The 22,657-nt window shown below is 50.6% G+C and carries 21 protein-coding genes; 19 read left to right on the top strand and 2 right to left on the bottom strand.

Features of this window, described 5'->3' with window-relative positions:
• The first annotated feature begins 3 nt into the window (after window positions 1-3).
• Window positions 4-1,446 (top strand): ribosome biogenesis GTPase Der, encoded by a 1,443-nt coding sequence (gene der / locus CWI84_RS06650; protein WP_126841803.1) that lies wholly within the window; start codon window positions 4-6, stop codon window positions 1,444-1,446.
• Window positions 1,447-1,483: 37 nt separating this feature from the next.
• On the opposite strand, the gene hslO is transcribed toward der, so the two are convergent.
• Window positions 1,484-2,317: an Hsp33 family molecular chaperone HslO gene (gene hslO, locus CWI84_RS06645; RefSeq protein ID WP_126841802.1), complete on the bottom strand. Its 834-nt coding sequence runs from the start codon at window positions 2,315-2,317 to the stop codon at window positions 1,484-1,486.
• Window positions 2,318-2,326: 9 nt separating this feature from the next.
• The gene (hslR, locus tag CWI84_RS06640) at window positions 2,327-2,758 is read right to left on the bottom strand and encodes a ribosome-associated heat shock protein Hsp15 (RefSeq protein WP_126841801.1); all 432 of its coding nucleotides are present in this window, start codon (window positions 2,756-2,758) and stop codon (window positions 2,327-2,329) included.
• A gap of 132 nt (window positions 2,759-2,890) precedes the next feature.
• Here hslR and gspC point away from each other — a divergent pair, with 132 nt between their 5' ends.
• The 18 genes from gspC to CWI84_RS06550 all read left to right on the top strand — a co-directional run bounded on the left by gspC (window position 2,891) and on the right by CWI84_RS06550 (window position 22,286).
• Entirely contained in the window at window positions 2,891-3,820 is a 930-nt protein-coding gene (gene gspC / locus CWI84_RS06635; protein WP_241968750.1) for a type II secretion system protein GspC, read from the top strand.
• A gap of 1 nt (window position 3,821) precedes the next feature.
• Window positions 3,822-5,906, top strand: coding sequence for a type II secretion system secretin GspD (gene gspD / locus CWI84_RS06630; protein WP_126841800.1), 2,085 nt, complete (start codon window positions 3,822-3,824; stop codon window positions 5,904-5,906).
• Complete coding sequence (gene gspE, locus CWI84_RS06625) at window positions 5,903-7,390, top strand: type II secretion system ATPase GspE (RefSeq protein ID WP_126841799.1); 1,488 nt, start codon at window positions 5,903-5,905, stop codon at window positions 7,388-7,390. Before gspD ends, gspE begins: the two co-directional genes overlap by 4 nt.
• Window positions 7,391-7,392: 2 nt before the next feature.
• Window positions 7,393-8,619: a type II secretion system inner membrane protein GspF gene (gene gspF / locus CWI84_RS06620; protein WP_126841798.1), complete on the top strand. Its 1,227-nt coding sequence runs from the start codon at window positions 7,393-7,395 to the stop codon at window positions 8,617-8,619.
• 2 nt (window positions 8,620-8,621) lie between these two features.
• Window positions 8,622-9,059 (top strand): type II secretion system major pseudopilin GspG, encoded by a 438-nt coding sequence (gene gspG, locus CWI84_RS06615; RefSeq protein ID WP_126841797.1) that lies wholly within the window; start codon window positions 8,622-8,624, stop codon window positions 9,057-9,059.
• On the top strand, window positions 9,059-9,700 hold the full coding sequence (gene gspH / locus CWI84_RS06610) for a type II secretion system minor pseudopilin GspH (RefSeq protein WP_126841796.1): 642 nt from the start codon (window positions 9,059-9,061) through the stop codon (window positions 9,698-9,700). The genes gspG and gspH overlap by 1 nt, the downstream gene beginning before the upstream one ends.
• Complete coding sequence (gene gspI / locus CWI84_RS06605) at window positions 9,697-10,062, top strand: type II secretion system minor pseudopilin GspI (protein WP_241968749.1); 366 nt, start codon at window positions 9,697-9,699, stop codon at window positions 10,060-10,062. Before gspH ends, gspI begins: the two co-directional genes overlap by 4 nt.
• The gene (gene gspJ, locus CWI84_RS06600; protein ID WP_126841795.1) at window positions 10,059-10,712 is read left to right on the top strand and encodes a type II secretion system minor pseudopilin GspJ; all 654 of its coding nucleotides are present in this window, start codon (window positions 10,059-10,061) and stop codon (window positions 10,710-10,712) included. Before gspI ends, gspJ begins: the two co-directional genes overlap by 4 nt.
• Window positions 10,690-11,688 carry a type II secretion system minor pseudopilin GspK gene (gene gspK, locus CWI84_RS06595; protein ID WP_126841794.1) on the top strand — a complete coding sequence of 333 codons (999 nt, stop codon included), beginning with the start codon at window positions 10,690-10,692 and terminating at the stop codon, window positions 11,686-11,688. The genes gspJ and gspK overlap by 23 nt, the downstream gene beginning before the upstream one ends.
• Window positions 11,689-11,691: 3 nt before the next feature.
• Window positions 11,692-12,897 carry a type II secretion system protein GspL gene (gene gspL, locus CWI84_RS06590; RefSeq protein ID WP_126841793.1) on the top strand — a complete coding sequence of 402 codons (1,206 nt, stop codon included), beginning with the start codon at window positions 11,692-11,694 and terminating at the stop codon, window positions 12,895-12,897.
• Window positions 12,894-13,427 carry a type II secretion system protein GspM gene (gene gspM, locus CWI84_RS06585; protein ID WP_126841792.1) on the top strand — a complete coding sequence of 178 codons (534 nt, stop codon included), beginning with the start codon at window positions 12,894-12,896 and terminating at the stop codon, window positions 13,425-13,427. The genes gspL and gspM overlap by 4 nt, the downstream gene beginning before the upstream one ends.
• A complete protein-coding gene (locus CWI84_RS06580) occupies window positions 13,424-14,176 on the top strand; it encodes a type II secretion system protein N (RefSeq protein WP_126841791.1) in 753 nt (250 codons plus the stop codon). The genes gspM and CWI84_RS06580 overlap by 4 nt, the downstream gene beginning before the upstream one ends.
• A 27-nt stretch (window positions 14,177-14,203) precedes the next feature.
• Window positions 14,204-15,022, top strand: a complete 819-nt coding sequence (locus CWI84_RS06575; RefSeq protein WP_126841790.1) for a mechanosensitive ion channel domain-containing protein — start codon at window positions 14,204-14,206, stop codon at window positions 15,020-15,022.
• Entirely contained in the window at window positions 15,023-16,339 is a 1,317-nt protein-coding gene (gene xseA / locus CWI84_RS06570) for an exodeoxyribonuclease VII large subunit (RefSeq protein ID WP_126841789.1), read from the top strand.
• Between the two features lie 316 nt (window positions 16,340-16,655).
• Window positions 16,656-18,125: an IMP dehydrogenase gene (gene guaB, locus CWI84_RS06565; RefSeq protein ID WP_126841788.1), complete on the top strand. Its 1,470-nt coding sequence runs from the start codon at window positions 16,656-16,658 to the stop codon at window positions 18,123-18,125.
• Window positions 18,126-18,137: 12 nt separating this feature from the next.
• On the top strand, window positions 18,138-19,715 hold the full coding sequence (gene guaA, locus CWI84_RS06560) for a glutamine-hydrolyzing GMP synthase (protein ID WP_126841787.1): 1,578 nt from the start codon (window positions 18,138-18,140) through the stop codon (window positions 19,713-19,715).
• 436 nt (window positions 19,716-20,151) lie between these two features.
• Window positions 20,152-21,480 (top strand): DUF4910 domain-containing protein, encoded by a 1,329-nt coding sequence (locus CWI84_RS06555; protein WP_198674489.1) that lies wholly within the window; start codon window positions 20,152-20,154, stop codon window positions 21,478-21,480.
• Window positions 21,480-22,286: a formyl transferase gene (locus CWI84_RS06550; RefSeq protein ID WP_126841785.1), complete on the top strand. Its 807-nt coding sequence runs from the start codon at window positions 21,480-21,482 to the stop codon at window positions 22,284-22,286. Before CWI84_RS06555 ends, CWI84_RS06550 begins: the two co-directional genes overlap by 1 nt.
• Window positions 22,287-22,657: the final 371 nt, after the last annotated feature.

Raw genomic sequence — 22,657 nt, 5'->3', positions numbered from 1 at the left:
TAAATGTTACCGGTTGTTGCGCTAGTCGGGCGCCCAAATGTTGGAAAATCGACCCTTTTTAACAGACTCACACGAACGCGGGACGCGCTGGTTGCCGATTTTCCGGGGCTCACCCGTGACCGTAAGTATGGCCAAGCCAATTATGATGGCTACCACTTTATTGTGATTGATACCGGCGGTATTCATGGCGATGAAGAGGGTGTCGATGAAGTGATGGCGCGGCAGTCGTTGCAGGCCATCAACGAGGCTGATTTGGTGCTGTTTCTGGTTGATGCGCGCGACGGTGTAACGGTTGGTGACCAAGCGATTGCCGACCATTTACGCAAGCAAGAAAAGCGCGTTTATCTGGTCTGTAACAAGATCGATGGCATCGATGCCGAAGTGGCAATGGCGGATTTCCATTCGTTGGCTCTCGGTCAGCTCCACGGTATTGCCGCCGCCCACGGGCGTGGCGTGGAGCAGCTACTGAACGATAGCTTAAAACCGCTGGCTGACGACTATCCGGAGTTATTGCCGGGCAAAGCAGAAGACAGCGAAACGCTTGAACACGACGAGATCGATTACGACGCACTGCCGCTAAAACTGGCGATTGTCGGTCGTCCTAACGTCGGTAAGTCAACACTCACTAACCGTATCCTCGGTGAAGAAAGGGTTGTAGTTTATGATATGCCGGGTACCACGCGCGATTCGGTTTTTATTCCGATGCAACGCGATGGTCGTGAGTATATTCTGATCGATACCGCAGGTGTGCGTCGCCGGGGACGTATCGGCGAAGCCATCGAAAAATACTCGGTAGTGAAAACCCTGCAAGCCATTGAAGAAGCCAACGTGGTGTTGGTGGTGATAGATGCGCGGGAAACGGTTAGTGACCAAGACCTGAACTTGATTGGCTTTGCCCTAAATGCTGGGCGTTCTATCGTGATCGCGGTGAACAAATGGGATGGCTTGAAACAAGACCATAAAGAAGAGATTAAGCGCGAATTAGATCGGCGCTTAGGTTTCGTCGATTTTGCCCGCGTGCATTTCATTTCGGCATTGCATGGTACCGGAGTCGGTCATTTATTTGAGTCGGTCGAAGAAGCCTATGCCAGCGCCACGCGCCGTGTTGGCACCTCAAAACTCACGCGAATTATGGAGATGGCGCAAGACGAACACCAGCCGCCATTAGTCAGTGGTCGTCGGGTGAAACTGAAATACGCGCACGCCGGTGGTTATAATCCACCGCGGGTGATTATTCACGGTAATCAGGTGAATCAGTTACCAGGGTCTTATCAGCGGTATTTAGTTAACTATTTCCGCAAAGCATTAGGCGTAATGGGAACCCCGATTAAAGTAGAATTTAAAGAGTCGGAAAACCCCTACGCAGGGAAAAAGAATCAGCTAACGTTATCGCAACAACGCAAACGCAAGCGATTAATGAAATTCCTGAAAAAAGGAAAGAAATAAAAAAAGCGCCGTTAGGGCGCTTTTTTATTGGTAGTGTTTACGCTTGACCGAAATCTTCCGCGCTATAGCGGTATTCTGTTAGGCAGTAGTCACAGGTCATTACTACTTCGCCGTGCTCCTGCAGAATCGATTGGATCTCTGCGGGTTCTAGTGAGGCCAATGCTTCTAGCGTTTTTTCTCGTGAACAACCACAAACAAAGCTTACCGGTTGAGGCGGATATAAATGGACTTGCTCTTCATGGTAAAGACGGTGCAATACTTGTTCGCCAGGCAGAGCGTAAACTTCTGCGGCAGTCAGGGTATCGCTGAGCACGGTTAAGTGTTCAAACCCTTCCTCTGTTGTCTCTCCCGATGGCAATTTTTGTAGCAGCATTCCCGCAGCGTGTTCACCGTCGGCAAAAAGCCACAATTTGGTGGCTAACTGCTCCGATTGCGCAAAATAATTTTCGATTAACTGCGCCACGCTGTCGGCATTGATATCCACCACACCTTGATAGCGTTCGCCATTATCAGGCGTCAGGGTAATAATTAGCGCACCTTTACCGATCATTGCTGGCAACGATTCGTCGATAATTTCACTGCGGACGCGCGCAATACCACGAAACTCTTGGCGATGGTTGCCGTTCACTGCGACAAAGTTCAGTGGCCCGTCGCCCTGAATCTGCACCGCAATATGGCCCTCAAATTTTAGCGTGGCCGTTAGCAATGACACTGCCGCAGTTAATTCACCGAGCACGCGTTGTACTGCCGCAGGATAACTATGCCCTTGCAGTAGCCGTTGGTAGCTGGTGGTCAGTTGCACCAGCTCGCCTCGAACATCATGTTCAGCAAAGGTGTAGCGAAGTAGTTGGTCATTTACGGGCTGCGTCATGGGGTCTCCCTAATCATTGCCGGAGCTGTCGGGCTTGGCTCGTTCACTTTTCATGCGTATCAGTTGGCGCCGTTGCTTTTTATCGGGGCGGCCGTCGGGGTGCGGATTATACAGCGCATTGAGTTTTCGTGCTTGCGCATTTTGTTCGCGCTTTTCAAGGCTCTGCTCTGTTTCACGATAAAGTGTTTGGGCAATATCGGCACCACGGCGCTCGTCACTGAGTTGAACCACCTCGACTTCGCGGCTGTCATAGCCTTGGCGAAGGGTGATGATGGCGCCGACTTGCACAGTCTTAGACGGTTTACTGCGCTGGCCGTCGTAATGCACTTTGCCCGCTTGCACCATTTGCCGAGCCAGCGCGCGAGTTTTGTAGAAGCGCGCAGCCCATAACCATTTGTCGAGGCGGATTGCAGCGCTATCAGAAGAAGCTTGCTTTGTCATAGTCTCGCAATTTTATGCCATTAAACTGTCGTAAATGTGAAAAGAATTGTGTTAACTGATTGTTGACTTTGGTTGCTCGCGTTAGAATGCCTTGAAGCCAACGTCTAACAGTCTAACAAGAATTAAAGAAACGTGGTCGCCCAAATTAGGTCTTTTACTACAGCAATTAGCCCGCAATGGCTCACTCGTGCGATGTATACCCTAACCATTATTTGTTGGGTCATCGCGCTGGTTCTGCTTGCGCGCATTACCTGGTGGTTAGTCGCCCCCGCACCGGTTGCAAACAGCGTTAGCGTTTCGGCTCAGCCAACCAGCGCTGCTAGTAACAGCGAAGTGAACCTTAACAAACTGTTGGCACTTAACTTATTTGGTGCTGAACAATCACGCCAACAACAACTCAGTAGCGCGCCAAAAACCACGCTGAATGTACGTTTAGTCGGGGTGGCTGCGAGTAACGTACCAGAACGTTCGGCCGCCATTATCCAGCAGGGTGCGGCACAAGAAACCTATATTGTTGGCGATCGGCTTTCCAATTCCTCGGTAAAAATCGCTGAAATTTATGCCGACCGAGTGATTCTGGATAACGGCGGACGTCTAGAAACCTTGCAATTAGAGGATGTTGGTGAAGACCGCCCGGCTTTAGCGTTAACGGTTGACGAGCAAACAGATTCGACCACGGCTCAGCAAGGTAGCGTTGAAGGTGCTGTGCAGGCAACTAGGATTGAAGCGGTCGATGACCAAGCAACGCAACAACAATTACGCGAAATTCAACAAAACCCAGCAAACCTTTTTAATTATTTGTCGATCTCGCCGGTGCGCGAGAACGGCAATTTAATCGGTTATCGGCTATCACCGGGTAGCGACCCAAGCCTATTTAAGCAAGTGGGTCTTGAATCGGGCGATTTAGCGGTCGCCATTAACGGATACGATTTAACCGATATGAGCCAAGCGATGTTGGCAACCGAAGAATTACAGAACAGCGAACATGCGCTGATAGAAATTGAACGTAACGGGGAACGGCTGGAAATCGATTTCAGCCTGTCGCAGAAACGGGAACGATAAAATGATACGAGTAGTAAGACAGTGGCTGATACTCGGGTGGTTAACCGCGAGCATGACGCTGCCAGTGGCACCCGCCCACGCAGCAGACTATGCGGCCAGCTTTAAAAATACCGACATCACTGAGTTTATTCAGGTGGTAGGCCGCAACCTAGGTAAAACCATCATTATCGACCCTGATGTACGCGGCAAAATTGATGTGCGCAGTTACGACGTAATGAATGAACAGCAATATTGGCAATTCTTCTTAAACGTCTTGGAAGTCTACGGCTATGCAGCCGTTACTATGGATTCGGGGGTTATTAAAGTCATTCGCGATAAAGATGCGAGTAAGGGGCCGATTCCAGTTGTGGATGGTGATGGTGCAGTGGGAGACACTATGGTCACGCGCGTGGTACCCGTGAAAAATGTCTCAGTGCGCGAGTTGGCGCCATTACTGCGGCAGTTAAATGACCAAACCGGCGGCGGGATGGTCACCTCTTATGATCCGTCGAATGTGATCATGATGACTGGACGTGCTGAAACCGTGCAACGGTTAGTCGAAATCATTGAACGTGTAGACCGCGCTGGCGACCAAAGCGTCGAGGTGATCAAGCTAGATTACGCATCGGCATCAGAGGTTGTGAATATCGCTAAAAGCCTTTATGAACGTGGTCAGGACAACAGTACACCAGAACTGCTGATGCCAAAAGTGGTCGCAGATGAACGCACCAATAGCGTGATTGTAAGTGGCGAGCCGAAAGCACGCACTCGTGTGGTCAATCTGATTAAAAAGCTTGATCAAGATCTTAAAACCCGAGGCAACACTCGTGTGTTTTATTTAAAGTACGCCAAAGCCGCCGATATGGTGGAGGTGTTGCAAGGCGTTAGCCAATCCATTCAAGCGGAAGATGAACAAGGCCAAGCCAATACTAACATGCGCCGCACGCGCAGTGGTGGCCAACAGCCAGTATCTATCAATGCTCATGAAGATACTAACGCCATCGTTATTACGGCTCAGCCCGATATACTAGCGTCGCTGGAGGGCGTTATTCGTCGTTTAGATATTCGCCGTGCGCAGGTTCTAGTGGAAGCCATTATTGTCGAAATTCTCGAGGGCGACGGGATTAATTTTGGCGTGCAATGGATCAGCAAAGACGGTGGTCTGGTTCAATATAACGATGGTAGCCAAGTGCCCATTGGCAGTTTAGCGGCGGCGGCTTACCAAGCGCGTCCTAAGGAAGGCTCGAGTATTACTCGAGTCGATAATGCGGGTAATCAATATACCGAAACAGAACCAGACGAACCGGGTGATGTTACGTTGCTGGCACAATTGCTTGGCAGCGTGAATGGCATGATGTTCGGCACCATCAACGACGATTGGGCGGCGGTCGTTCAAGCGGTGAAAAACAACACCAACTCGAATATTCTAGCCACGCCAAGCATTGTTACCGTGGATAACGAAACCGCAAGTTTCTTGGTGGGTCAGGAAGTTCCGGTAATCACTGGTTCAACCGCGGGTGCGAATAATGAAAACCCATTCCAAACGGTTGAACGGAAGGAAATCGGTATTAAGCTAGAGGTAACACCGCAAATTAACGAAGGTGATGCCGTGCAATTATTGATCAATCAAGAAGTATCAAGCTTGAGCGGCGCGACAGCGGTCGATATCACCACCAATAAACGCGAATTAAAAACGACGGTAATGGCGCAAGACGGGCAGACGATTGTGCTGGGTGGATTGATTGACGACAACGTGCAAGAGTCGGTATCAAAAATCCCGTTATTGGGTGATATTCCAATTATTGGCAATTTGTTTAAGTCAACCAGCACCACTACCCAAAAGCGCAACTTAATGATCTTTATTCGCCCAACCATCATTCGCGACGGTGACCGACTGGGTGAAATCAGTAACGATAAATACAATTATATGCGAGCCCTCCAACTCGATCGAAGAGCGCGTGGGGTTAGCCTAATGCCAAATACCGACACGCCGGTCATGCCGGAGTGGAACGAGAAATTGGCGTTGCCGCCAAGCTTTCGCGAATACATGGATAAGCAGCAAGAGAAGCAGCAACCAAAAGCCGAGGCTGAGGGAGGCTCGCAGTGAGTGAAGTCGCGGAAACTATCACGCGTTTGCCGTTTGCTTTTGCAAAACGTCATGGGGTAGTTTTACAGACCTCGGAGCAAGGTGAGCCAATATTGCATTGTCGCGAGAATGTGGCAATGGATGCACTGTTAGAGGTGCGGCGCATTCTGCGGCGACCGTTCAGTTTGCATAAACATTCAGCAAGCGAGTTCGAAAGTTTGCTTACCAAGGCTTACCAGCGCGACTCGTCAGAAGCCAAACAGCTAATGGAAGATATCGGTAACGAGTCGGATTTATTTTCTCTAGCCGACGAATTGCCACAAACCGAAGACTTGTTAGAAAGCGAAGATGATGCGCCAATCATTAAGCTGATTAACGCGATGCTTAGTGAGGCGATTAAAGAAGGCGCTTCGGATGTGCACATCGAGACCTTCGAAAAAGACTTACTAATCCGCTTCCGTATTGATGGCGTGTTACGCGAAGTGTTACGACCGAATCGCAAGCTGTCGTCACTACTTATTTCGCGGATTAAAGTCATGGCACAGTTAGATATTGCGGAAAAGCGGGTGCCACAAGATGGCCGTATTTCGCTGCTGATTGCAGGGCGCGCGGTAGATGTGCGGGTTTCGACCATGCCTGCCAGCCATGGCGAACGCGTGGTGCTGCGTCTGTTAGATAAAAACAATGCACGCTTGAGTTTAAGCCAACTGGGCATGACCGCAGAAAACCGTAAGACCTTTCAGCAGTTGGTGCACAAGCCTCACGGGATTATTTTGGTCACCGGTCCGACGGGCTCGGGTAAAAGTACCACGCTGTATGCCGGCTTGAATGAAATCAATTCCAAAGATCGTAATATTTTAACTGTCGAAGATCCTATCGAATATGCCATTGACGGCATTGGCCAAACTCAGGTGAACCCGCGGGTAGATATGACCTTTGCGCGCGGCTTACGGGCGATTTTGCGGCAAGATCCCGACGTCGTGATGGTGGGTGAGATCCGCGACGTTGAAACGGCACAAATTGCGGTGCAAGCATCCCTGACTGGTCACTTAGTGTTATCCACTTTGCACACCAATACGGCGGCTGGCGCGTTAACGCGGCTGGAAGATATGGGCGTGGAGCCGTTCTTGTTGTCTTCAAGCTTATTAGCCGTGCTGTCGCAACGCTTGGTCAGAACCTTGTGTTCCGACTGCCGTGAAGGCCATGCGCCGGATGCCGAAGAACGGCAGTTGCTGGACTTATCGCCGCAGGACGACGTGACCATCTACCGAGCGAGCGGCTGCGAAAAATGTAATCACACCGGTTACCGCGGCCGTACCGGCATTCACGAAATGTTGATTGTTGACGACACTATTCGTGAGCTGGTGCATAACGGCCACGGTGAGCAAGCCATCGAACGCCATTTGCGCAAATCGGTTCCTAGCATTCGCGATGATGGTCTGCGTAAGGTACTCGAGGGCCAAACCACACTAGAAGAAGTGTTACGGGTTACCCGTGAGGAATAGTTGTGGCAGCATTTGAATATCAGGCGGTTGATGCCAAAGGAAAACGCAAAAAGGGCGTATTAGAGGCCGATACGGTCCGCCAAGTACGGCAGTTATTGCGAGACCAAGGGCTGATTCCGGTTAGCGTGGATGCCGCTGCTGATGAAGAGCGTGCTAATCCGAGCAAACCGGGTACACGCCGCTTTGTTCGCAAAGTAAAAGCCAGCGATTTAGCCCTGATTACGCGCCAGTTATCGACGCTAGTAAGCTCCGCTTTACCGATTGAACAGGCGTTGTTAGCGGTCGCTGACCAAACCGATAAACCGCGGTTGAAAAAATTACTGATGGCGGTGCGCTCAAAAGTGGTCGAAGGTTATTCTTTGGCGGAAGCTATGCGCGACTATCCGCGAGTGTTTGATGATCTCTATACCGCGATGGTGGGGGCAGGCGAAAAATCCGGCCATCTGGATCAAGTGTTAGACAAGCTCGCAGACTACACCGAACAACGCCAGCACATGAAAAGTCAACTGACGCAGGCAATGGTGTACCCGATTATGCTGACCTTGGTGGCGTTATCGATCATCATCTTTTTGATGGTCTCGATTGTGCCACAAATTGTAGAAAACTTTGCCACCATGGGGCAAACCTTGCCACCCACAACCACGGCAATGATCGCCATCAGTGAGTTTTTGCAGGATTATGGTGTGCTCATGCTACTGCTGATTATTGCGGCGATTGCGGGGTTTCGGTTTTGGTTGCGAAAACCCGAGAACCTCGAACGTTATCACCGTAAATTGCTGCAACTCCCGCTGCTTGGTAATGTCATACGTGGCGTCAGTACCGCACGTTTTGCTCGGACGCTGAGCATTCTCAGTTCCTCGGCGGTTCCGCTGCTAGACGGCCTGCGAATAACCGCATCGGTGATCGGTAACTTGGCGATTCGCCGTGCGGTTAACGAAGCTGCCGATAGGGTTCGCGAGGGCAGCTCGCTACGGGCTGCACTGCAGCAAACCAAACTGTTTCCGCCAATGATGCTGCACATGATTGCCGCGGGTGAACGCAGTGGCGAGCTGGAGCAAATGCTAAAACGTTCCGCCGACAACCAAGACCGAGAATTCGAAAACTTGGTGAACGTGTCACTGAAAGTCTTCGAACCGGTGCTGATAGTGACCATGGCGGGTATTGTATTTTTTATCGTACTGTCGATTATTCAACCGATTTTACAATTGAACAACAGCGTAGGACTTTAACCATGAAACGCACACAACAAGGCTTCTCACTGGTAGAAGTAATGGTCGTTATCGCCATTATCGGCATTCTGGCAACCATGGTGTTGCCCAATGTTTTGGGTAACCAAAAGAAGGCTAACCAACAAAAAGTCATTGCCGATCTGGTCGCATTGGAAAATGCTTTGGCCCAGTATCATTTAGACAACGGCATGTTCCCGACCACCGAGCAAGGCTTGGAAGCGCTGGTACGCGAGCCGACGGTTGATCCGATGCCACGCTCGTATCGTGAAGGCGGCTATATCAAGCGTTTGCCGCAAGACCCGTATGGCACTGACTACTTGATGCTAAACCCTGGCGAATATTCTGATGTTGACATCTTTTCCGCCGGGCCAGATGGCCAACCGGGTACTGAAGACGACTATGGCAACTGGATGATTGGTCAAAAAGACCAACAGAATTAATGCGTGAAACGGTGCGGCAACGCGGGTTTACCCTATTAGAGATCATGTTAGTGATGGCCATCATTGCTTTGATGGCCAGTGCCGTGATGTTCACCCTGCCGCGCCAAACCGATGATGACGAAGCTGCCCAAAATTGGGCGGTGACACTCCAACAACAACTGCGCTATGCGCGTGAGTTCGCGATGGTTCGGCAACAGTTGGTTGGCCTGCGCATTAATAGCGGTGAATACCAGTTTATGCAGTGGCAACAGGCGCCAACCGAACAACAGCAACAGCAGAGCCGCGGGCGCCAACAGCAAAATCCACAAAGCCAGCAACAGCAGGGTGGCAGTTGGCAAGCGTTAAGCCAAAAAGGGCTAGCCAAACAACAATGGCAATTACCGTTAGCGGTAACCCTAGAACGCAGCGAACTGCAGCTACTAGAACAAGACGAAGCGCTCAATGCGTCGCTGTTCGATAGCGATCAAGACCAGCAAGAGCAGTTACAAACCCCACAGATTTTTATCTTGCCAGACGGCGATATGAGCGTATTTCAACTGCGCGTTGCCAACACCGATAGCCCTGATGACGGGGTTTGGGTGAGTAGCGGCGATGGCTGGAACGTGGACATCAGCCAACAGGCGCCGGAGTTGAACCCATGATGCGCCGTAACGGTTTTACCCTGATTGAAGTGATGGTGGCGCTGGCAGTGTTTGGCGTGGCAGCTTTGGCCGCATTGCAAGCCGCCAGTAGCCATTTGAGTAACCAAGGTTACCTGCAACAAAAAGTGTTTGCGCGCTGGGTGGCAGCGAACCAACTCGCCGAATTATCGCTGGGGGCGGAGTGGCCGCTGAAGGATAATAAGCAGGGTAAAGTCGAACAGGCGGGGACCGAATGGTATTGGCGGCAGAAGGTGGTGGGAACCGCAACCCCTAATGTGGTCGCCGTAACCGTTAGTGTGGCAACCAAAGCCGATGGCAACCCGGTGTACCAGCTCACCCGTTATTTAGGTAAACCGCAATGAAAGCGCGCGGATTCACCCTTGTAGAAGTGCTAGTCACCATGGTGATTTTTGCCATTATTGGTATTGCCAGTTTTCAGGTGCTGGACCAAATGGTCAGCACCAAAGAGCAATCAGAGAAAGGGACAGCACAACTAGAAAGGTTGCAGTACTTAATGCTAGTGCTGGACCGGGATTTTCAGCAAATGGTTGCCAAGCCGGTAAGGCTGAGCAGTGGCGAACTGGCACAAAATTATGTCAGTAACGACAGTGCGATGGTGGAAAGCGATTCTGGGGGGGTGGCGTTTGTGCGTTCCGGTTACCAAAACCCCGGAGCAATTTTACCGCGTGGCGAACTGCAGCCTGTGATTTACCGTGTGCGTGACAAGGTGTTGCAACGGGTCAGCTTTCCCTATGTGAACGACCGTTCACGCGAGCCGAATGTGCGGCAATTGATCGACGGCGTAAAAAGCCTGCGGTTTCGGTTTTATGTGCGTGCGGGGGATAGCAACGAAAACCTTGGCGTTAGCAGCGGTTGGCGTAACGATTGGAACTTACCAGAAAAGCTTCCGGCCGCGGTGGAAATGGTATTAGAGCTAGAGGACTATGGCGAAATACGGCGAGTGTGGTTAGTCGCGGGGGGCGTTGCCAATGCAACCGAGCAAAGCGAATAAGCAACGCGGTGTCGCACTAATTATGGTGTTGCTAGTGGTGGCGCTGATCGCGGTAATTGCCGTAAACCTCGGTAGCCGCCTGCAAATGCAGGTGTTACAAACCGCCAACTTGCAACAAGCTGAACAGAGCTACTGGATGTGGCTAAGTGCCGAAGAGGTTGTCGGTGAGGTTATTAAGGCAGAATTGCAAGACAGTGATGGGGTAGTAAACCTGCAACAAAACTGGGCCCAACAAACCGGTCCGTTTCCGGTAGAGGGGGGAACCATTGCCGGGCAGATCAGCGACCTACACGCGTGTTTTAATTTGAACGCGTTGGCCGCTCGCAATGAACAAGGAACAAACAGTAATAACCGCTCACCCGCGCGCTATCGGCCAGAGTATATGGCGTTGCTGAAAAGTTTGAGTATTGATGATTATACCGCACAAACCCTAGCCGATACCTTGATTGATTGGCTGGATGCCGATACCGTACTGACAGGAACCTATGGTGCTGAAGATCCCGACTATTTAGGGCTACCACACCCCTATTTAGCCGCTAACAGCCTGTTGTTAGAAAAATCAGAGCTGCGGCAAATACGGGGCTACAGCCAAGAGGTTTATCAAAAGTTGGCACCCTATGTGTGTGTCATACCGGGCAGTACCGAGTTAGTGATTAATGTGAATACCGTGGACCAGTCGCAACCACAGCTATTAGTGGCTGCTGCCAGTGGTGAATTAGATTTGGGGCAGGCCACAAAATTTCTGCAAAATCGCCGTGCAGACGGTTATAAAGATAAAGAAGCAGCGTTAGCCTCGCCTATATTGTCGGGGCTAGAAGGAAAGAACAACGTGAATTTAGACAATTTCGGTGTGAAAAGTAACGACTTCTCACTGTTAGCGACCATTCAATGGGGCGACCTAACACTCAAAGCGACATCAGTGATGCAGGTCACCGATAAGCGCGCGCGAGTGACGTTTAGGTCGTTCGGAGAGTAACCCATGCAAGAACGGCTGATTATTCGGTTACCCGCCACAACCACAGAACAAGCGCCGATCCATTGGCTGGTATGGGATAGCCGCGAACAACACTTAACCGCTAGTGGCGTACTTGCAGGGCCAGCAGAGCTGGCGCAACTCAGTAATCGTGCGGCACGCTGCGAAGTGAGTATTTACTTGGCAGGACAAGCAATACGCTTAATCCAGCTCACGTTACCCGCTGGCGCGCGCAAACACCTTGAGCGGGTAGTGCCATTCGCGTTGGAAGAAGACGTTTCGTCAGATATCGAGCAATTACACTTTGCGTGGCCACCAAGCAGCAAAGACGAAGCGCTACCAGTTGCTATTGTCGACCGCGACTGTTTGCAGTTTTGGCGCCAAGCGCTGCGCGATGCCGACATCGATAGCGATGCGATATATCCCGACATTTTTATGTTGCCCTGGCAGCCTGGGCAATGGCAGTTGGCAACATTTGGCGATGATATTGTTGTTAGAACCGGGCAGTGGCAAGGCTTCAGTGTCGAACGAGAACTGTTTAGTGTGCTCCAAGATAGCTTAACCAGCGAATATGAGATGCCGCAAGCTATCGTGGTTCACGGCGATATCGATTGGCCCCAGCCGCCGGCACCCATTGAACACAGCGAGCAAGAAATCCCGTTGGCCGCCGCTGCTGGCGCAAGTGGAGGGATTAACTTATTGCAAGGGCAATTCCGTGGCCGTCGCAAGCGCCAAAGCAAGCAGCTTCCTTGGCGCCCGCTCGCGGTTGCAGCGGCTGTGCTGGTCGCTGTAGTGTTCGGCGGAGAAATTATTCGCTATGCCCAATTAAGCAGACAAGTGTCGGCGTTGCGTGAACAGACCGAGCAAGCCTATCGTCAGGCATTTCCTAATGACACGCGCATCGTTAATTTGCGCACCCAATTGCAGCGCCACTTAGATGAAGTAGCTCCGGGTGCTGAACGCGATTCGATCATTCGCTTACTCGCTCAGCTCGAGCCGGTTTTTAGTGCCTTGCCGGAGCTAAAAGTGAGCCTTATGCGCTATCAAGATAAGCAGTTGCGGATGCAAATATTAGCCGATAACTTCCAGCAGTTTGAACAGTTTCAGCAGCAAGCCGAAGCACTACAGTTGAGCGTGCAACAAGGACAGTTGACCAACCAAGGTGAGAAAGTGTCAGGAACGCTGACCGTGAGTTCAGGAGGTCGTTCATGAGCCGCGTGCAAGAACTGCGACAAAAGCTGCGCCAACATCCCTTAGCGCAGCGTGCGGAAAGTTACTGGAACAGCCTGCAGTTGCGTGAACAACGTCTGATTGCGGTGCTTGGCGCTGTTGTGGTGGTCGCGATTATCTATTTTGCTATGTGGCAGCCCATACACAACGCGGTACAGCGGTTAGAAACCCAAAAGGGCGCGGCGCAGCAACAGTTGTTATGGACGCAACAGAAAATCGCGCAATATCAACAGTGGCAAAGTCGCAATCAGAACAAATCAAGCCCTAGTGGTTCTCCGTCGCAGCGGATCAGCACTGCCGCCAATAGCTTCGATATTGAACTCAGTAGAATTCAGCCGCAAGGCGATGCTTATTTAGTGGCGATTGATCAGGTAAGTTTTAATGCGTTGTTGCAGTTTATCCAAGCCTTACAGAGCCGAGAACAACTGCTGGTAAGTGCATTGGATATCGCCGAGTTATCGACCCCAGGAGCCGTGCGAGTGCGTAAGCTGCTGGTTGAGGAGGCGCGATGAAGCGCTGGCAATGGATAACCTCAGCCATTTTGGTGTATTTGCTTGCCTTGCTGGTGTTTATCCCGGCACAGTTAATTTATTGGCTGCCACTGCCAAAGTCGATTTCGGTCACCGGCGTATCAGGCACCTTATGGAACGGCGAAGCAACGCAAGTCGTGGTCGCCGGGCGCGAGTTCCGGCAATTGCAGTGGCAATTAAATCCGGCATATCTGGTTACCGGCGAGCTGGGCCTTGAGCTGCGCTTACCCGCGTTTAGCAATCCACGGATTTCGGGCAACCTCTCGGCAACATTGGGGATGTCTGAATTATCCGTATCTGAACTGAACGCCCGTGGCGAATTAGCGGAGCTGTTAGCCCTAGGACAGGTGCACTTACCGTTAGCGAGCCAAGGACAGTGGCGATTGTCGATCAGCAATTACCAAGTTTCCGCACCTTCACTACAGCACTGGTGTGACACGCTGCGCGGCACGGGGGAAGGGCGCAGCATACAAACCCAAGTGAATGGCCGTTGGTTACAGTTGGGCACTTATCCGGTGAGTTTAAGCTGCAAACAGGGCAGTGTGCAGCTAGCAATGAACGGCGATAATGTACTAGGGTTACAACTAGATGCCGATCTAAATGCCCAACGCGTGCGTTTACAAGGAAGCTTAAAGCCAAAAGCGGCAGCGCCAATAGAAGTCAGAGAATTATTGAAGTCAATGGGTAATCCCGACCGCGAGGGCCGTTACCCGTTTAACTTCTCGTTGTAATGAATTAATCACTAACAGGAAGCCATCATGGAAAACATCACTCAGTGGATCACTAACAACCAAGACCTCATTATTGAATATGCGATTAAAGGCGTGGTTGCTATTATCATCTTGCTTGCTGGGTTATTTGTTGCCCGTTTAGCCACGGGAATGCTCGGCAAAGCAATGCGCAAGCGCGACACCGACAATGCAGTTATCAGCTTTTTAAGCGCTATTCTTAAAACGGTGATTGTTATTGCTGCGTTGCTAATGGCGTTGTCGCATGTGGGAGTGCAAACCACGTCGTTCATTGCCATTTTAGGTGCTGCTGGCTTGGCCATCGGTTTAGCGTTGCAGGGGTCGTTGTCTAATATTGCATCGGGTGTACTCATTATCTTGTTTCGTCCGTTTCGTGCTGGCGAGTATGTTGATGCGGGTGGGGTATCAGGCTCCATTGAAGAAATTAATATTTTCCAGACCATTATGAAAACACCCGATAACAAAGTGGTGTTTGTGCCCAATGCGCAAATCACCGGTTCGCCCATTACCAATTATAACCGCGAAGAGTTGCGTCGGATTGATATGGTAATTGGCGTGAGTTATAGCGCTAACTTACAAAAAACCAAGCAGGTACTCATGGACGTTATCACCGCTGATGAGCGTGTGCTGAAAGATCCGGCACCGGTGGTTACCGTGACTAACCTAAACAGTTCGTCAGTAGATTTTAATGTTCGTCCGTGGGTAAAAGGCCCCGATTACTGGCCTTGCCGTTGGGACTTGTTAGAGAAAATTAAAGACCGTTTGGATCAAGAAGGTATTGGCATTCCATTCCCGCAAATGGATGTGCATGTGAAAAAGGACACCTAAGTGCAAGACGTACTGACCGTCTCGCGGCTTAATGCCGAAGTCCGGCAGTTATTAGAAAAGGGCTTCGGCTCGGTGATGCTGGTTGGCGAGGTGTCGAACTTCGCCGCGCCCAGTTCCGGCCATTGGTACTTTACCCTTAAAGACGAACGGGCACAGGTGCGTTGCGCAATGTTCCGTAATGCTAACCAACGTGCGCGAGTACGCCCCGCCAATGGTGTGCAAGTAATGGTGCGCGCCAAGCTAACCTTGTATGAGCCACGCGGTGACTACCAGTTAATTGCCGAGCACATAGAAGAAGCCGGTGCTGGATTACTGCAACAGCGTTACGAGCAACTAAAAATGCAGCTTGCTGCAGCCGGGTTATTTGCGCAAGAACATAAACAACCGTTACCTGAAAATGTTCGTACTCTAGGGGTGATTACGTCGCCCTCGGGTGCAGCAATCCGCGATGTATTGGCGGTATTGCGCCGCCGCGACCCTGCTATGCGGGTAATCATATACCCCACAGCGGTACAAGGCGAGCGGGCGGCGACGGAAATTCGTCAAGCCTTAGCGACCGCGGTACGGCGCAATGAAGTCGATGCGTTGTTGTTAACACGCGGTGGCGGTTCGCTAGAAGATCTCTGGTGCTTTAACGATGAAGCCCTTGCGCACGACATTTATCAGTGCCCGATTCCAATAATCAGTGCGGTGGGTCACGAAATCGACTTCACCATCAGCGACTTTGTAGCAGACGTGCGTGCGCCAACGCCATCGGCTGCGGCTGAACAAATCAGCCAAGACCAACAACAGTGGTTAGAACGCATTCAATACCTGAACCAACGCAGCCAAAGAGCGCTTGAGCGTTATCTTGTGCAGATTCGGCAACGCCAACAAACCCTGCAAGCGCGGTTGCAACAGCAGCACCCACAACGGCAATTACTACAACAATCGCAGCGTGCTGACGACGCACTGCGGCGTGCGCAACAAGCGCTGAGTTATCGCTTACAGCACCATAAAGCCCAACTGAATGGGCTGCTACAGCGATTGCCCGCGGTTCACCCACAGCGAGAACTGCTGCGCCAACAGCAAAACCTCAAGCAACAGCAACAACGCTTGCAACAAGCCATGCAGCGGCTACTGAAACAACAACGCCAGCGCCTCGCCGATGCCTCCCGTGCCGCCCAGCTAGTGAGCCCGCTTAATACTCTCGACCGCGGCTATGCCATCGCCCGCAAAGACGACGGCAGTGTGGTGCGCAGCGCCGAACAAATAGCCAGCGGCGAAGAACTCGAGCTCCACTTAGCCAACGGCAAGCGCCGCATCCGCGGAGTTTAAGCGCCAATGTTTACCACAGAGGGCACAGAGGACCACAGAGAAAACATTATTATTGTTGTAGCCTCTTTCTGTTTCGGTGTTGTCTGAGGACTTACCAGGTTTTATCTGGCTCACTTGCAATCAGACGAACGGAACGGAGATGAATTGGGAAAATGAGTTGCGTCCGAATTCAAAACCACACTCAAAAAAGCCTGCAACAATCACTCCCTCTGTGGTCCTCTGTGCCCTCTGTGGTAAACCAGTTTTAAGGGTTGCTTTTAACGGGCTAAACGAGTAAAATCTCGGCGCAACATGAATCTAGCGAGAGATTGTTGCCATGCTACGAATTGCCCAAGAAGCCTTAACCTTCGACGACGTTTTACTTGTTCCCGGTCACTCGACCGTTTTGCCTCACCAAGCCGATTTACGTACCCAGCTTACCCGTGGAATTTCGTTAAATATTCCAATGGTTTCTGCGGCTATGGATACCGTCACCGAGTCTGCTCTAGCGATTGCGCTGGCGCAAGAAGGTGGCCTTGGCTTTATCCACAAGAACATGACTGCGGCTGAACAAGCGGCGCATGTGCGCAAGGTTAAAAAATACGAAACGGGGATTGTATCTGACCCAGTAACCGTCACTCCGAATACAACCATCGGCGAAATCAACGCACTGACGGCAGAGCATGGTTTCCAAGGCTTCCCTGTAGTGCAAGACAATGGTGAGTTGGTAGGCATTGTCACCGGCCGTGATACGCGTTTTGAAGACGATGCAAGCAAACAAATCTCCAACGTAATGACCGGTAAAGACCGCTTAATTACCGTAAAAGAGAATGCCAAGAGCGAAGAAATCTTGGGCTTGATGCACAAGCACCGCATCGAAAAAATCCTCGTGGTCGATGATGCTTTCAAACTGAAAGGCATGATCACCTTAAAAGACTTCGAAAAAGCCGAAAACAAGCCAAACGCCTGTAAAGACGAACGTGGCAGCCTCCGTGTAGGCGCTGCTGTCGGTGTTGGCGAAGGCACGGAAGAGCGCATTCAATTATTGGTTGAAGCAGGTGTGGACGTATTGCTTATCGACACCTCTCACGGCCATTCACAAGGCGTTATCGACCGCGTGACGAAAACCCGTAAAGCCTATCCAGATTTACAAATTATTGCCGGTAACGTGGCAACCGCTGGGGGCGCCAAAGCGCTGGCAGATGCCGGTGTTGATGCGGTTAAAGTGGGTATTGGCCCGGGCTCTATTTGCACCACTCGTATCGTTACGGGTTGTGGGGTACCACAAATTACCGCGATCGCGGATGCGGTAGACGCCTTGAAAGGCACCGGTATACCGATCATTGCCGACGGTGGCATTCGTTTTTCTGGCGATATCGCCAAAGCATTGGCTGCTGGCGCAAGCTGTGTGATGGTCGGCAGCATGTTAGCCGGTACTGAAGAATCGCCAGGCGAAGTGGAATTATACCAAGGCCGTTACTACAAATCGTATCGTGGTATGGGCAGCTTAGGAGCGATGAATCAACGCCATGGTTCTTCAGATCGTTATTTCCAAGCCAGCAATGAAGCGGAAAAACTCGTGCCTGAAGGGATTGAAGGTCGCATCGCTTATAAAGGTCCTATTTCTGCCATCATCCACCAACAAATGGGTGGCTTGCGTTCAGCAATGGGGCTAACAGGCTGTGCCACAATCCATGACTTAAATACCAAACCACAATTTGTAAAAGTGACCGCCGCAGGTATGGGTGAGTCGCATGTTCACGACGTGCAGATTACAAAAGAAGCACCTAACTACCGCAGCGCATAGGGCAGTATTGGAATGACACAAGATATTCACCAGCACAAAATCCTGATCTTAGACTTTGGCTCGCAGTACACCCAGCTAATTGCTCGCCGTATTCGTGAAATCGGCGTTTACTGTGAGTTGTGGGCTTGGGACGTTGATGAAGCGGATATCCGTGAGTTTAACCCGAACGGTATTATTCTTTCTGGTGGCCCAGAGAGTGTGACCGAAGCGAACTCGCCGCGCGCACCAGAGTACGTATTCCAAGCGGGCGTGCCAGTGCTGGGCGTATGCTACGGTATGCAGACCATGGCGCAACAACTCGGCGGTTCGGTGCAAGGTTCGCTGGAACGTGAATTTGGTTATGCGCAGGTTGAACTGGTAGAAAAGTCGCCATTGTTTGCAGCAATTGAAGACGCGGTAAGCGACAGCGGTAACCCGTTGCTAGATGTGTGGATGAGCCACGGCGATAAAGTTGAAGCCATTCCTGAAGGCTTCCATACCGTTGCGAAAACCTCTTACTGTCCGTTCGCCGCTATGGCAGACGAACAGCGCCACTTTTATGGTGTACAGTTCCACCCAGAAGTGACCCACACGCGTCAGGGTAAACGCATGCTGGAACACTTTGTGGTAGATATTTGCCAATGCGAAACCAACTGGACCGCGGCAAAAATTATCGAAGACGCAGTAGAACGCATTCGCGAGCAGGTCGGCAGCGATAAAGTGATTTTAGGTTTGTCCGGTGGCGTAGATTCATCGGTCACTGCAATGCTGCTGCACCGCGCCATTGGCGACCAACTAACCTGTGTTTTTGTGGATAACGGCTTGCTGCGCTTAAACGAAGCCGAGCAAGTGATGGAAATGTTTGGTGACCATTACGGCTTAAACATTATTCCAGTGGACGCCGAAGATCGCTTCTTAAACCGCTTGGCAGGGGTGGACGACCCAGAGGCAAAACGTAAGGTTATTGGTAACACCTTTATTGATATCTTTGATGAGCAAGCGGCAAAAATCACCGATGCAGAATGGTTAGCTCAGGGTACCATTTACCCCGACGTGATCGAGTCAGCCGGTTCTAAAACCGGCAAAGCGCATGTGATCAAATCGCACCACAACGTTGGCGGCTTGCCAGAAGACATGAAGTTGGGTCTGGTAGAGCCATTGCGCGAATTGTTCAAAGACGAAGTTCGCGAAATTGGCTTAGAACTGGGGCTACCTTATAACATGTTGTATCGCCACCCATTCCCAGGTCCAGGACTTGGCGTACGAGTGCTTGGCGAAGTGAAAAAGGAATACTGTGACTTGTTACGCCGCGCCGATGCAATCTTTATTGAAGAACTGCATAAAGCCGAGTTGTACCACAAAGTTAGCCAAGCCTTCGCAGTATTCTTACCGGTGCGCTCTGTCGGTGTAATGGGTGACGCCCGTAAATATGACTGGGTGATCGCCTTACGCGCGGTAGAAACCATCGATTTCATGACCGCCCGTTGGGCGCACCTGCCGTACGAGCTACTCGAAACCTGCTCTAACCGCATCATTAATGAAATCGACGGGATTTCCCGCGTAGTTTACGACATCAGTGGCAAACCCCCAGCCACCATCGAGTGGGAATAACCCAATCGCCGCAGCCTGCCGCGATCTAACCGTAGCCTGCCGCGATCTAACCGTAGCCTGTCGCTATTGCGGCAGGGATTCCCCGAAACCTGCCAATGCCTCTCCGAACCTGTTGCAATAGCAACAGGCTACAGCGCAGGGATTCCCCGAAACCTGCCAATGCCTCTCCGAACCTGTTGCAATAGCAACAGGCTACAGCGCGGGGGTTGACCTATACCCTGTTGCAATAGCAACAGGCTACAGCGCAGGGATTCCCCGAAATCTGCCAATGCCTCTCCGAACCTGTTGCACAGCAACAGGCTACAGTGACGTCTCCCCTTAAAAACGAAGGTTCTATTCGACAAATTGTCCTATCGGTACCACAAACGCTCCTAGCAAACCAAAGCCATATAAGATTTAGGGCTTAATCAGCTAAATAATGATGCTAGGACGCGCTATGGACTATCAAGAATTAGATGATTTATTTAACGAGTTATGGCCCATTCCTCGCTCGATTACAGGCCCCGGGATTACTCAATCACTAAAGATCTTGCAACGTCACATTCCTTTTGAAATAAAAGCGGTGGCTTCCGGCACCAAGGTTTTCGATTGGGTTGTTCCGCCAGAGTGGCAACTCAATTCAGCAACACTGTACACAGCAGACGGCGAGAAAATATTAAGCACTGAAGATAGCAATATTCATATCCTCAATTTCTCTGAACCTTATTCAGCAACTATTAGCTATGAGGAACTTGAACCACACCTTTATACCAACAAGACGTTTCCTGAAACGGTCCCCTATGTAACAAGCTACTACCAGCGGCGTTGGGGTTTTTGTCTTTCTGAAGCACAAAAGGCAAGGCTAGATAAAACCAAAAAATATCGAGTCGAAATCGATACGAAAATTTACCCGGGTAACTTGCGTTACGGCGATTTAACGTTGAAAGGTAAAAGTGAAAAAACCGTGCTGCTTACGAGCTATCTGTGCCATCCCAGTTTAGCAAATAATGAATTATCGGGGCCGTTAGCCCTTGTTGCGCTATACAAAGAGCTTAGTAAACAGAAAAATCGTTATTATACCTATCGCTTTCTTGTGGTCCCGGAAACCATTGGTTCCATAACTTTTTTGGCAAATACAGAAAAATCTGAGTTAGACAAAATTTGTGCCGGTATAGTACTGACTTGTTTAGGAGGGCCAGCAAAGAAGGTGACTTTTAAACATAGTCGTCGGCACTGGGTGGGGGAGCCATCGGAAATTGATGAGTTGGTAGAATCGTTGTGTATGCACGATAGTGAATGCTTCGAACAGCGGCCATTTGAACCTACCAGTGGTAGCGATGAGCGTCAGTTTTGTTCGCCAACTATTAATTTGCCCGTCATCCAAGCTGCTCGTACACCGTATGGTCAGTACGATGAGTACCACAGTAGTTTAGATAATAAGTCGTTCATGCGAATTAGCGCTGTATTAGACTCTATTAGCAAGCTGTGCATGTTTATAAGAGTTTTTGAATTAAACCGTGCAAATTTGCTTCCAATGCTTGCGGGTGGTGAGCCGATGTTAGGCAAACGCGGTCTATACCCAACCATAAACAGCGCACAAACCAAACGAATGTCATCCGACAAAATTGTCGATGGGCGTGAACAGCTTAATATATTATTAAACGTAATATCTCTTATCGATGGTAAACGCACTGTTAAAGAAATCGTCGAGTTCTTAGAGATCTCTTACGATGATATCTTGTCTACCCTCGAACCTCTGCTCGAGCAAAATTTGGTGCGCGTGTAATGAATGACATTTGTTTGATCACCGGTGACCATCCTCGTCATCTATATTTTGCGAAAAGCTTGGCGGAATCGGGACGCATAGCGTGCTGGGTAATAGAAACAAGAGAACATTTCGTGCCAGCACCGCCAGCCAATATCGACCCGCATCTCCGTGACTTATTTGATGAACATTTTGCCAAGCGCGAAAACACGGAAATGAAATTTTTTGGGAATACAAGAATCAGTGACGTAGGTATTCCTTATATGCAAGTGACTAAGGAATCACTTAACGCTCGCCAAACTGCAGAGTTCATTGCTAAGCACCAGTCAAAGTTAGTGATTAGTTATGGTTGCCATAAATTGCAACCTAACTTTATGGCGGCGGTGTCCGCTACTTTTTGGAATACCCACGGGGGGCTATCGCCGCAATATCGAGGAGTCGCTACGCATTTTTGGCCCAGTTATTTTTTGGAGCCGCAAATGACTGGAATGACGCTTCATGAAACGACTTCGCAGTTGGATGGAGGAGGGATTCTCTTTCAAACTGCTGCGCCGCTGGTGCGAGGTGACACTCTACACGCATTAGCAGCGCGAAACGTTGAGTACTATGCAATGCAATTAAGCGAAAAGCTTAACGCATTAGACGTGTGTAATTTACCATCACCTATCAAGCAAAAGACGTATGGTAAGGTCTTTATGGCGAAGGATTGGCGTCCTGAACATCTGCGACTGATTTACGACGTATACGGCGATAGCATCGTAGACCTCGTTTTAGATAGCGAACTACGCGGACGTGAACCGGAACTCTTATCAGCATTTGATGAATAGCCCGCCCCATACCGTAGCCTGCCGCTATCGCGGCAGGGATTCCCCGAAACCTGCCAACGCCTCTCCTGACCTGTTGCAATAGCAACAGGCTACCGCGCGGGGGTTGACCTATACCCTGTTGCAATAGCAACAGGCTACAGCGCAGGGATTCCCCGAAACCTGCCAATACCTCTCCGAACCTGTTGCAATAGCAACAGGCTACCGCGCGGGGGTTGACCTATACCCTGTTGCAATAGCAACAGGCTACAGCGCAGGGATTCCCCGAAATCTGCCAACGCCTCTCCGAACCTGTTGCAATAGCAACAGGCTACGGCGCGGGGGTTGACCTATACCCTGTTGCAATAGCAACAGGCTACAGCGCAGGGATTCCC

This window comes from Idiomarina tyrosinivorans (assembly GCF_003987475.1).
GTDB lineage: Bacteria > Pseudomonadota > Gammaproteobacteria > Enterobacterales > Alteromonadaceae > Idiomarina > Idiomarina tyrosinivorans.
Note: the sequence above shows the minus strand (reverse complement) of the source record. Positions and strands in the feature narration are given on the sequence as shown.